Source organism: Paractinoplanes abujensis, assembly GCF_014204895.1.
GTDB classification, from domain to species: domain Bacteria; phylum Actinomycetota; class Actinomycetes; order Mycobacteriales; family Micromonosporaceae; genus Actinoplanes; species Actinoplanes abujensis.
Genome location: NZ_JACHMF010000001.1, coordinates 7,079,393 through 7,091,759, shown reverse-complemented (window position 1 = coordinate 7,091,759; position 12,367 = coordinate 7,079,393). Strand labels below are relative to the sequence as shown.

At 70.1% G+C, this 12,367-nt stretch carries 8 protein-coding genes and 1 pseudogene; 1 reads left to right on the top strand and 8 read right to left on the bottom strand.

What is annotated here, in order from left to right; translation table 11 throughout:
- The first annotated feature begins 85 nt into the window (after window positions 1-85).
- A complete protein-coding gene (locus BKA14_RS32490; RefSeq protein WP_184954598.1) occupies window positions 86-1,207 on the top strand; it encodes a calcium-binding protein in 1,122 nt (373 codons plus the stop codon).
- 63 nt (window positions 1,208-1,270) lie between these two features.
- On the opposite strand, the gene BKA14_RS32485 is transcribed toward BKA14_RS32490, so the two are convergent.
- The 8 genes and pseudogenes from BKA14_RS32485 to BKA14_RS45735 all read right to left on the bottom strand — a co-directional run.
- Window positions 1,271-2,308: an ABC transporter ATP-binding protein gene (locus BKA14_RS32485; RefSeq protein ID WP_184954597.1), complete on the bottom strand. Its 1,038-nt coding sequence runs from the start codon at window positions 2,306-2,308 to the stop codon at window positions 1,271-1,273.
- Window positions 2,309-2,325: 17 nt separating this feature from the next.
- Window positions 2,326-3,366 carry an ABC transporter ATP-binding protein gene (locus BKA14_RS32480; RefSeq protein WP_184954596.1) on the bottom strand — a complete coding sequence of 347 codons (1,041 nt, stop codon included), beginning with the start codon at window positions 3,364-3,366 and terminating at the stop codon, window positions 2,326-2,328.
- A gap of 11 nt (window positions 3,367-3,377) precedes the next feature.
- On the bottom strand, window positions 3,378-4,379 hold the full coding sequence (locus BKA14_RS32475) for an ABC transporter permease (protein ID WP_184954595.1): 1,002 nt from the start codon (window positions 4,377-4,379) through the stop codon (window positions 3,378-3,380).
- Between the two features lie 118 nt (window positions 4,380-4,497).
- On the bottom strand, window positions 4,498-6,276 hold the full coding sequence (locus tag BKA14_RS32470; protein WP_184954594.1) for an ABC transporter substrate-binding protein: 1,779 nt from the start codon (window positions 6,274-6,276) through the stop codon (window positions 4,498-4,500).
- Window positions 6,277-6,344: 68 nt separating this feature from the next.
- Window positions 6,345-7,352, bottom strand: coding sequence for an ABC transporter permease (locus BKA14_RS32465; RefSeq protein ID WP_184954593.1), 1,008 nt, complete (start codon window positions 7,350-7,352; stop codon window positions 6,345-6,347).
- Between the two features lie 408 nt (window positions 7,353-7,760).
- On the bottom strand, window positions 7,761-8,354 hold the full coding sequence (gene recR / locus BKA14_RS32460) for a recombination mediator RecR (protein WP_184954592.1): 594 nt from the start codon (window positions 8,352-8,354) through the stop codon (window positions 7,761-7,763).
- Between the two features lie 4 nt (window positions 8,355-8,358).
- Window positions 8,359-8,658 carry a YbaB/EbfC family nucleoid-associated protein gene (locus BKA14_RS32455; protein WP_221478302.1) on the bottom strand — a complete coding sequence of 100 codons (300 nt, stop codon included), beginning with the start codon at window positions 8,656-8,658 and terminating at the stop codon, window positions 8,359-8,361.
- Between the two features lie 1,591 nt (window positions 8,659-10,249).
- Window positions 10,250-12,319: pseudogene (locus BKA14_RS45735) on the bottom strand (DNA polymerase III subunit gamma and tau); the annotation flags it as partial.
- Between the last annotated feature and the right edge of the window lie 48 nt (window positions 12,320-12,367).

Genomic DNA, 12,367 nt, shown 5'->3' with positions numbered 1-12,367 from the left:
CCTGGCCCTGACCACGGGACAGCGAAAGCGCGGGCATCGATCTATCATGCTTGGGCTTCGATCTTCACGAGAGGACACCCCAGCCGTGAACAAGCGCAAGACCGCCCTCCGCACGGGGGCCGCCGCGATCGGCGCCGCAGCCGTCGCGGGCGCCGCCTGGATCGCGCTCCCGGCCGAGGCCGCCACGACCGGCATCGTCCAGGTCGTCGGGGGCAACATCGTCACCTACACCGCCGCCACCGGCAAGGCCAACACCGTCGTGCTGACCCGCTCGGGCAACCGGGTGACCGTCGACGACGTCTTCGGCATCAAGGCCGGCACGGGCTGCTCCGCGGTCAGCGGTGACGTCACCAAAATCAACTGCGCTCTCGCGGTCGCCCCCGTCTGGGTGCGCGTCGACCTCGGCGACGGCAACGACACCCTGATCAACAACTCCGGCCTGGGCATGACCGCCCGGGGCCGGGCCGGCAACGACAAGATCACCGGTGGTCCGCTCAAGGACGACGTCTACGGCGGCGACGGCGTCGACACCATCTCGGGCCTCGGCGGCGGCGACACGCTCCGCGGCGAGGGTGGCAGCGACACCATCTCCGGTGGCGACGGCGACGACTTCCTGTTCGGCGGCGCCGCCGGTGACCGCCTGCTCGGCGGGGCCGGGGATGACGGCCTGTGGGGCGACGCCGGCAACGACGTCGTGGACGGCGGCGCCGGCGATGACGTGCTGCTGGAGGGCGTGGACACCACCGGCGCGGACGCCGACTCGCTCACCGGCGGCGCCGGCGAGCAGGACATCCTCACCTACAGCGAGCGCACCAAGCCGGTCAGCGCGGACGCCGACGGGGTGGCCGGTGACGACGGCCGCACCGGCGAGAAAGACACCGTCAGCGGCACGATCGAGGTCATCATCGGCGGCAACGCAGGCGACCGCCTGCTCGGCACCGCGCGCGAGGACATGCTGATCGGCGGCCCGGGTAACGACGCGCTCGCGGCCGGCGACGCCGATGACATCCTGGCCGGCGAGGAGGGCACCGACCTGTTCAACGGGGCCAACGGCGACGACTTCTGCGCCGACCCGGTGGCCGGCGAGACCGTGCTCAACTGCGAGCGCATCGGCACGGGCCCCGTCGCGGCCGCCCGGGCCAAGGCCGCGCAGACCGAGCTCGACAAGGTCAAGCAGCTGGTCGAGCGGGCCTCCCGCGTTTCCTGACCGTCACGACGACAAAGGCCGTTCCGCCCCGCACGGGGTGGAACGGCCTTTTCGCGTACGGGATCAGGCGGGCGTGGCCGCGGGCCGGCGTCCGGCCACCGTCTCGTCGTCGACGACCGGGAAGTGACACGCGGTCAGGTGCGACTGCGGGTCCTCGAGCCGGACGGTCAGCGGCGGCTCCTCGGTGGCGCAGATGTCCTGCGCCTTCCAGCAGCGGGTGCGGAACCGGCAGCCGGACGGCGGGTTGATCGGGCTGGGCACGTCACCGGTCAGCAGCACGCGGTCGCGCTGGGCGCGGTCACGGCGAGCCGGGTCGGGCACGGGCACCGCGGACATCAGGGCCACGGTGTACGGGTGGCGCGGGTTCTTGTAGAGCTCGTCGCGCTCGGCGATCTCTACGACCTTGCCCAGATACATCACGGCGACCCGGTCCGAGATGTGCCGCACCACCGACAGGTCGTGTGCGATGAACACGTACGTCAGGTCGAACTCGCGCTGCAGGTCGTCGAGCAGGTTGACCACCTGGGCCTGGATCGACACGTCGAGCGCGGACACCGGCTCGTCGGCCACGATCAGCTTGGGCCGCAGGGCTAGTGCCCGCGCGATGCCGATGCGCTGCCGCTGACCGCCGGAGAACTCGTGCGGGTAGCGGTTGTAGTGCTCCGGGTTGAGGCCGACCAGCTCCAGCAGCTCCTGCACGGCCTTCTTGAGGCCCTGCGGGGTCGGGATGTTCTGGATCTGCAGCGGCGCCGAGATGATGGCGCCCACCGTGTGCCGCGGATTGAGCGACGAGTACGGGTCCTGGAAGATCATCTGCACGTCGCGGCGCAGCGGCCGGAGCTGGCTGACGTTCTTGTGCGAGATGTCCTCGCCCTCGAAAACGACCTTGCCGCCGGTCGGTTCCAGGATCCGCGTGAACAGGCGCCCGGTGGTCGACTTGCCGCAGCCGGACTCGCCGACCAGGCCCAGCGTCTCGCCCGACCGCACCTGCAGGTCGATGCCGTCGACCGCGCGGACGGCCCCGACCTGCCGCTTGAGCAGGCCCTTGGTGATCGGGAAGTGCTTCTCCAGGCCGGAGACCTCGAGCAGGTTCTCGCTCATCGTCTTTTTCTCTCCGCTCACAGGTTCGGGAGCACTTCCTCCTGGAAGATCTTGGTGCGATCCTCCGAGGGCAGGTGGCAGGCGACCTTGTGCGCGTCGCCGCGCAACTCGGGCACCTCGGTGAACGACCGGTTGCCGTTGCGTCCCGCGTACGGGCAGCGGGGGTGGAAGGCGCAGCCGTCGGGCAGGTTGATCAGGCTGGGCGGCGAGCCCTTGACCGGGGTGAGCCGGTCGCGCACCTCACGGTCGAGACGCGGCATCGAGCCGAGCAGACCCCAGGTGTACGGGTGCTGCGGGTTTTGGAAGACCTCGAGCGCGGCGCCCTTCTCGATCACCTTGCCGCCGTACATCACCAGGACGTCGTCGGCCAGCTCGGCCACCACGCCGAGGTCGTGCGTGATCATGATGACCGCGGAGTGGAACTCCTCCTGCAGGTCGCGGATCAGGTCGAGGATCTGCGCCTGCACTGTCACGTCGAGGGCCGTGGTGGGCTCGTCGGCGATCAGCAGCTTGGGGTCGTTGACCAGCGCCATCGCGATCATCGCGCGCTGCCGCATGCCGCCCGAGAACTGGTGGCCGTAGTCGTTGAACCGCTTCTCGGGCTGCGGGATGCCGACCCGGGCCAGCATGTCGATGGCGCGCTCGCGGGCGACCTTCTTGTTCACGCCGGGGTGGTGCACCCGGTACGCCTCGACGATCTGCGAACCGACCGTGAAGTACGGGTGCATCGCGCTCAGCGGATCCTGGAAGATCATCGCCATTTTGCCGCCGCGCAGCTTGCGGACGTCCTCGTCGGTGGCGGTGACCAGTTCCTGGTCCTCGAGCCAGATCTCGCCGCCGACCTTCGCATTGCTGCGGGTGCGGTGCAGGCCGAGGATGGCGAGCGACGTGACGCTCTTGCCCGAGCCGGACTCGCCGACGATGCCCAGGGTCTTGCCGGCCTCGAGGCTGAACGTCGAGCCGGAGACGGCCTGGACGATGCCGTCGTCGGTCTCGAACCGGACGCTGAGATCTTTGATCTCGAGGAAGGGGCGGGGGTTGGTGGCGCCGATGGACACGTGACTCTCCCTCAGGCCAGCCGCACGCGCGGGTCGATCCAGCCGTAGACCAGGTCGACGATGAGGTTCGCGAAGACGATGAAGAACGCGGCGATCAGCGTCACGCCCAGGATCACGGGCAGGTCGTTCTGCCGGATCGCGTTGAGCGCCTGATAGCCGAGGCCGCGCAGATTGAAGACGTTCTCGGTGAGAACGGCGCCGCCCAGCAGCGCGCCCAGGTCCAGACCGAAGATCGTGACGATCGGGGTCAGGCCGGAACGCAGGGCGTGCTTACCGATGACCACCCGCTCGGTGAGGCCCTTGGCCCGCGCGGTCCGCACGTAGTCCTCGCCCAGCGTCTCGAGCATGTTGGCCCGGGTGAGGCGGGCGTACGTGGCCGCGAACAGGAACGCCAGGGTAATCCAGGGCAGGATCAGGCTGGTGAACCATTGGCCCGGATCCTCGGTCAGCGGTTTGTAGTTGCTTTCGGGCAGCCACCCCAGCGCGTACACGAAGATCGCGGAGGAGATCAGGCCGGTGAAGTAGACCGGTAGCGAGACGCCGGCCAGGGCCGTGGTCATCGCGGCCCGGTCGACGATGGAGCCTCTTCGGAGCGCCGAGAGCACACCGAACGAGATGCCGATGATCAGCCACAGCACCGCCGCGCCGAGCGCCAGCGACAGCGTGACCGGGATGTCCTCCAGCAGCAGCGGGGTGACTTCCTGGTCGGTCGAGAACGAGTAGCCCAGGCAGGGCGCCGGGCACTCGGTGACGTCGGGACCGTTGGCGTACTCGCGCCCGGCCACGATGCCCTTGAGGAAGGTGCCGTACTGCACATAGATGGGGTCGTCGAACCCCATCTTCTGCCGGATGCCCTCGATGGCCGCGGGGTCCGACTGCTTACCGATGTAGAGCAGCGCCGGGTCGGTGCCGATCGCCTTCGGAATGGCGAAGAAGATGCCGAACGTGACCGCAGTCACCACCAGCAGCGTGATGATCGCGTTGAACAGGCGACGGACGATGTATGACAGCACGACGTTCGGCCATCGGATGGGTGGGCACCGGCCTCCTTGCGGAAACCGATGCCCACCCGACCCGGGCGGCCTTCACCAACCCTTCGATTTACCCGATGCCGTTAAGGGCAGAGCGAGATCACTTACCGTCGCTGACGCCGAGCGCCTGGAAGTCCAGCATGCCGAAGGACTCGTGCACGTACGCGTTCGTCAGCCGCGGGTTGCGGTAGTTGAGCGCCTTGTCGACCACGAACGGCAGCACGTACGCGCCCTCCATGACCTTCTGGTTGATCTGCTTGTAGATCTCGGCGGCCTTGGCCGGGTCGGTCTCGGCGGCGGCGTCGTCGAACAGCTTGTCGATCGCCGGGTCCTTGATCTCCGAACGGTTGAAGTTACCGTTCTTCGTGATGAACCGGCTGTCGGCCAGCGGCTGCATGTAGCCGGCGCCACTCGGGTAGTCCGCACCCCAACCGGTGATGATGATGCCGTAGCCGCGCTGCTTCACGATCTCCGGCGAACCACCGATGGCCGAGTCCTGCGCACCGTCGTACTGGTCGATCGTCGCGTTGATGCCGGCCGCCTTCAGCGACGCCTGCAGCGCCTCGGCGGTCTTGACCTCGGCGGCCCGGTTGTTACGGGCGGCGATCTTCACGTTGAAGCCGTTCGGCTGGCCACACTTGGTCAGGGCCTCCTTGGCCTTGTCCAGCTGCGGCTTGCCCTGCTTGCGGTTGTACGGGTCGTAGTTCGTGTCCGAGCCGGCGATGTTCGGCGGGAGGATGCTGGTGCCGATGTCGCCACCCGCGAACGGGCCACCACGAGCGGTCTGGATCGAGGTCGGGTCGGCGGCGTAGATGACCGCCTTGCGGCACTCGATGTTGTTCAGCGGCGCGACCGGCGTCATGTCGGCGAAGCGGAGGAAGCCCGTGTTGGGGGCGTCGGCGTTCGCCTTCAGGTTGTTGTCGGTGAGCAGCTTGGTGCGGGCCGCGGCCTGCACGCCGGTCTGGCCGACGTCGAGGTCCGCCGTGCCGGCCAGCAGACGGTTGTCCAGGTCGTCGGCGTTGGTGGTGATCGTCAGGTTGATCGCGTCGGGCAGCGCCTTGCGGATCGGGTCGCTGGCCGGGTCCCAGTTGGGGTTCCGGACCCACGCCACGCTCTTGCCGGGGGCGATCGACTTGAACATGTACGGGCCGGAGGCCGCGGGCTTCGAGCCGTACTGGGCGCCGGTGTCACGCTTCTGCGGTACCGGGCCGGAGCCGGGCATGGCCAGCAGGTACAGGAAGTCCGAGTACGGCTTGGCCAGCTTGAAGATGATCGTCGAGTCGTCCGGGGTGGTGACCGACTTCAGGCCCAGCTTGTCGGGCGCGGTGTCCTTGTACGGGCCCTTGTAGTTCTGGCCCTGGTCGAGCACGTTCGGCAGGTAGTAGGGGCCGCCGGAGATCACGTCGGTCGCCCACACGCGCTCGATGCCGTACTTGACGTCCTTGGACGTGATCGGCGCGCCGTCGTCCCACTTCAGGCCGCTGCGCAGCTTGAAGGTGTAGGTCAGCTTGTCCGCGCTGATCGTCGGCTCGGCCTCGGCCAGGTCGGGCACGACCTTCAGGCCGTCCTTGCCGGGCGCGGCGGCGTAGTCCACCAGCTTGCGGGTGTAGAGACGGTTCAGGTTCCAGACGAAGGCGTAGTAGCCACGCGCCGGGTCCCAGCTGTCCGCGTCCTGCGACGACCACAGGTTCAGCGTGCCGCCCTTGGCGGTGCTCGGGTTGACCACGCTGGTGATGGCGGCGCCGAACTCCGACTTGCCGTTGGAGGCCGTGCCGCCGTTGTTGCTGTCGTCATCCGAGCCGCCACCGCACGCGGCGGTGGTCAGCCCGAGTGCGAGGGCGACGCCTGACGCCGCCAGCACCCTTGTCTTGCGTGCCACCTGTTTCTACCTCCTCGAAAGCGAACCCGGCCGGTTCGCGGAAATTGCGTGGTTCTTCGCCCGCGGGCTCAGCGAGCCTTGGGGTCGAGCGCGTCGCGCAAGCCGTCACCGAACAGGTTGAAGGCGAGCACGGTAATGAAGATCACGGAGCCTGGAATGATCATGTACATCGGATCGATGCGATAGAACTGCACCGCGTTCGACAACATGCCACCCCAGGACGGGTTCGGTGGCGGGATACCGACGCCGAGGAAGCTCAAGGCGGCCTCGGTCAGGATGTTGGTCGGGATGATCAGCGTCGTGTAGACGAGGATCGGCGCGGCCAGGTTGGGCAGCAGCTCGCGGAACAGGATGCGGCCCGAGCGGGCGCCCAGACTGCGTGAGGCCTCGACGAACTCGCGTTCTCGCAGCGACAGCGTCTGCCCGCGGACGATACGGCCGATGTAGGGCCAGCCGAAGAAGCCGATGACGCCGATCAGCACGCCCACCCGCGACCAGCGGGGACCGAGCCCGAAGAACTCGTCAGGCAGCACCGACAGCAGCGCGATCGCGAACAGCAGCTGCGGGAAGGCCAGCAGGAAGTCCATGATCCGGCTGATCACCGAGTCGACCCAGCCGCCCAGGAAGCCGGCGGCCAGACCGAAGATCGTGCCGAGGAGCGTCGACAGGAAGGCCGACAGGAATGCGACCGTCAGCGTGGTCTGCGCGCCGTAGATGATCCGGCTGAAGATGTCACGGCCGGTCTCCGGCTCCACACCGAGGAGGTATTCCCAGCTGATGCCGCCCAGCGCGCCCTTGGGCAGGCCGGTGCCGAGCTCGAGGTCGAGCGCATCGTTGTGGTACTCGTCGGTCGGGTGACCGAGCAACTTGATCAGCAACGGGGCCAGGATCGCCACGACGATGAGGAAGATGACGACGCACGCACCGGCGATCGCCACCTTGTCCTTCTTCAGGCGACGCCACGCGATCTGCTTGAGCGATCGTCCGGCGATCGCCTTCTCGCCAGGGCGGTCAGCCGCGTCGGCGGTAGGCGTGGTCTTCTCGTCGGTGACCGACGCCTCTGGGCCAAGCGACATCTATGCGCCGGTCCTCTCCCGGCGACCGGCCGAGCATGAGTCCACGGCCGCCCGGCGCGCAGAGTTGGAGAACCCCCGCGAGACCCGGATGACGATGGCCCACGCAGCGAACGGCAACCGATCGGTTATCGCATGCCTCGAGTGCCGACCCTCGTCGCGTGGGTCAGATCAGACCGACGCCACGAAGGCACTCGACGGCGGGTGTGCCGCCATCGGAGGAACACTCACCTACTGCGGTGCTTCAGGTCAAGTTCACCGACCGCACACGCGCGGTTCCGTGTCCCCGTCGTGATGTGACCGTGACCTGCGGCCCCGACCAAACGGAAACTACCGTGTAGATGGCGTGCCAGGAGCAATTCCGGGCCAAAATGCGATCGCGTTGTGATCATGCAGTGACCCTGCGTAGGCCTAGACTGCACGCCGCCCCTCGAACGCGCGACCCAGAGTGATCTCGTCCGCATACTCAAGGTCACCGCCAACCGGCAAACCGCTTGCCAGACGTGTGACGGCAATCCCCATCGGCTTGACCATGATCGCGAGGTAGGTGGCGGTCGCCTCACCCTCCGTGTTGGGGTCGGTGGCGAGGATCAACTCCTTCACCTCCCCGGTGCCGAGCCGTTGCAGCAGCTCACGGATGCGCAGATTGTCGGGGCCGATCCCCTCGAGCGGATTGATGGCCCCGCCCAGCACGTGATAGCGGCCCCGGAACTCACCGGTCCGCTCGATCGCCACGATGTCCTTCGGCTCCTCGACGACACACAACACCTCATTGGTGCGGCGCTGGTCGAGACACACCCGGCACTGCTCCGACTCGGCCACGTTGAAGCAGGTCGTGCAGAACCGCACCAGCTCCTTGACCCTGCGCAGGGCCGTGGACAACCGGTTGACGTCGGCCGCATCCGCGGACAACACGTGGAAGGCGATCCGCTGGGCGCTTTTCGGGCCGACGCCCGGCAGCCGCCCCAGCTCGTCGATCAGGTCCTGGATGGCGCCCTCGTACACGCGATCAGAACCCCGGCAGGCTCAGGCCACCGGTGGCCGGGCCCATCTTTTCCTCAGTGAGCTCGCGCTGCGCCTCGGCCGCGTTGTGGATCGCGGCGAGCACCAGATCCTCCAGCGTCTCGACGTCCTCCGGGTCCACGGCCTTCGGGTCGATCTTCACCGACTTGTACTCCCCGAGACCCGTCACCGTGACAGTCACCAGCCCACCGCCGGCCGTCCCGGTCAACTCGGCCGCGGCCAGCTCAGCCTGAGCCTGCGCGACCTGCTGCTGCATCTTCTGCGCCTGCTTCATGATCTGCTGCATGTTCGGCTGTCCACCGGGCCGCATGGCACCGCTCCTTCTTGTATGACCGCTGAAGCCCGTCGATCACCACCGACAAGCCGACGTAACCGCCGCCCAGCGTAGCCGCCCCCTACGCACACGCCACGCCACGCCACTCGGAGATCAAGACCCCCGTCCCGTACGCGGCGCCCCGCGCCATCTCCGCCCCGGCGGGCTGTCAGCTCTCGCCGATCTTCTCGGCGCCGAACGCCTCCTGCAACAAGCGCATCGCTTGCTGCTCGCTGCTCTCGCGGGCCGTCTTCTCATCGATCACGTCGTCAAGCGGTTCGTCACCCGGGTCGAAGCCTTCATAACCACCCCCGCCTCCGCCCTTGCCACGGGCCGAGGGCGGGCCGTCGAACTCGGGATCGTAGGGCGCTTCCTCGGTAGGCGAACCGTCCGACCAGGCTTCGCCGCCCGCCCTGCCGGTCTGGCGTGCGCCGGTGGCCGGTCCACGGGCCCCGGCCGCGGCCGCCCGTGCCGCCGCGAGCCCGCCGCCCGCCGCCGCCCCACGGCCGCCACCAGCACTCGCCCCGCCGCTCGTGTCAGCCGGCCCCGCGCCCGCGGAACCACCGCTCGCGCTCACCGCCCCGCCACCGGCCGCGGCGGCACGCGCACCGGCCCGGGCTGCAGCAGCCCGCGCGGCCGCAACGGCCGCGCTCCCGGGAGCCGCCCGGCCGCCCCCGCCACCCTCCGGTGGCGCCCCGCCAGAACCGGAACTGTCGCCGCCCGGTCCGGTCGCAGCAGCGCCGGAGCCGCCTGATCCGGCCGCCGCCTCGCCTGGACCGGCAGCTGAGCCGTCCGATCCGCCGGCGTGGTGGCCTGAGCCGGCGGTGCTCGCCAGGTCGCGGTTGATCGCTTCGACCTCGGCGCCCGCCCCACGCTCACCCGGCTCGGAACGGCCCGGATCCACGTCATCGCCCGACGCGGCACCGTCGTAGTCGTCGCCACCGACGTCGACGGGATCCCACCCGCCCGGAGCGGGGTCACCCCGGTCAGGGTCACCGGCGTTGACGCCGGCACCGCGCGACGCAAAAGGATCGGACGCGGCCGACGGTGAATTGGCTGCCGCCGCGCCAGCGGTATCGGCGTCAGCGCCCCGCAACGGGGCATCGCCGGGTGTGTTGCCGGCCGGGGTGACGAACTCAGTTTCGGTGTCGCGCGGCGGGGCGCTGGTCGGGATCGCGCGGACCTCCGGCCAGTCCTCGTCGTCGTCCTCCTCGACCGCCGCCGCGGCGGGGGCCGTGGTGAGGCCGCCCGGGCGAGCCGGCTCCGGCCAGTCGTCGTCGCCGGCGGAGGCCGCGGTTTCCGCCTGCCGCCGGTGGGTGTGGGGCGCGCGGCCCGCCGCCGCGGGTTGGGCCGCCTGCTGGGCCGCACCGGAAGGAGCCGCGCCGGCCCGGACCGGGGCGGCTTGCGGCGGGGTGTTCTGCCGCTGACCACCGGCTTCGCCGCGCTGGCCGGGCGCGTTGCGGGCGCGCGCGCCGCCGCCACCGCCGGGACCGCCACCCCCGGACGGACCACCCCGGCCGGGACCGGAGCCCCCGCCGCCCGGTCCGGCGACCTCGCACCGGATCTCCCACCGGCCGCCGAGAATCTCGTAGAGCGCGTTCGGCAGCGCCGGCTCCTGGCTGATCCGCTGGGCGTGCGTCGCCGAGGGCACGGTCAGGAAGAGGGTCTGCCCCTCCACTTCACGCACGGTTGCGTCGGCCACCATGGCCCGCAGGACGACCCCGCGCGGCTGCTTCTTGACCTCGTCGAGCACTTCGCCCCACACCTGCCGGACCGCTTGGGCCGTCAACTGCCCCGGCACGCCCGCTGCCTCCACTGCGGCGGCCACGGGCTCCTCGGGAGCATCCGGCAGCACACCGGCCGGTTCCGGCCCGCGAGCGGACGCGGCTGCGATCTCAGTGCGTGGCGGGGCCGAAGCGGGGGCGGCCGGGACCGGCTCCGGCTCGTCGTCCCACGGCGGCTCGTCATGATCCGGTTCGGCGGTCGCGGCCGGCTCCGTCTCCGAAGCCGCCCCTCCGTCGGCCACATCGTTCCAGTCGGCGGCGGCCGGCGCGGCGGGGGCGGCCGCAGCAGGAACAGAAGCGGAAGCCGGAGCGGAACTGACCGGCGTCGCAAGATCCGGCGGAGCGCTGACGGGCGCGGCCGAAACCGGCGCGGCGGCCGGCGCCGCGGAAACAGGCGCAGCAGCCGGGGCAGCAGAAGTCGGCACAGCGGGAGCGGGCACGGCAGGAGTCGGCACAGCAGGAGCTGAGGCTTCGACCGGAGCGGCGGGAACAGACGCAGCCGGCGCCGCGCTGACGGGAGCCGGCCCCGCGGCCGGACGCCCACCGCCGCCCACCTTCTTGGCCGCGGCCGCGGCAGCCCGTGCCGCCGCCAGCCCGCCACCACCAGCGCCCCCACCGTCGGCGACAGGAGCGGGAGCGGCCGGGACCGGAGCCGGCGCCCCTTCGGGCAGGCTCAGCGGCTCCCCGCCGAGCGCGAACCGCCGCTCCATGCGTTCGAGACGCTGCAGCAGCGCCCCGGTCGAGTCTTCGGCCCCGGGCAGCAGCATGCGAGCCGTGATCAGCTCGAGCAGGAGCCGGGGGGCCGTGGTGCCGCGCATGTCGACCAGGCCGTTGTGCACGATGTCGGCGCAGCGCGACAGGGTGGCCGGGCCGAGCCGGGCGGCCTGGGCGCCCATCGTCTCGAGCTGGTCGGCCGGGCCGTCGATCAGACCCTTGGCCACCGCGTCGGGCACCTGCTGCAGCACGATCAGGTCACGGAAGCGTTCGAGCAGGTCGGACGCGAACCGCCGGGGGTCGTGGCCGGCCTCGGCCACCCGGTCGATCGTCGCGTACGCCGCCGCGCCGTCGCCGGCCGCGATCGCGTCGCACATCTCGTCGAGCAGCGTGACGTCGGTGACCCCGAGCAGGGCGATGGCCCGCGCGTAGCTGACCCCGTCGGGGCCGGCGCCGGCGATCAACTGGTCGAGCACCGACAGGGTGTCACGCGCGCTGCCGCCGCCCGCCCGCACCACGAGCGGGAAGACGGCCGGCTCGACCTGGACGCCCTCGGCCTCGGTGAGCTGCTGGATGTAGGGCCGCAGCACGGCCGGCGGGATCAGCCGGAACGGGTAGTGGTGGGTGCGCGAGCGGATCGTGCCGAGCACCTTTTCCGGCTCGGTGGTGGCAAAGATGAACTTCACGTACTCCGGTGGCTCTTCGACGAGCTTGAGCAGCGCGTTGAAGCCGGCCGACGAGACCATGTGGGCCTCGTCGATCACGTAGATCTTGTAGCGGCTGTTGGCGGGGGCGAAGAACGCTTTTTCCCGCAGCTCACGGGCGTCGTCGACACCACCGTGGCTGGCCGCGTCGATCTCGATGACGTCGATCGAGCCGGCGCCGTCGTTGGCCAGCGACCGGCACGACGTGCAGACGCCGCAGGGCTCGGGGGTGGGGCCCTGCTCACAGTTGAGCGAGCGGGCCAGGATGCGCGCGCTCGACGTCTTGCCACAGCCCCGTGGGCCGGAGAAGAGATACGCGTGGTTCAACCGGCCGCTGCGCAGAGCCTGCGACAACGGCTCGGTGACGTGCTCCTGGCCGATGACCTCCGCGAACGTGCGCGGACGGTACTTGCGGTAAAGCGCGAGTGCCACTGCTGCCCCTCCTCGACGACCGCGCCATTGTCCGCCGGGGGTACGACA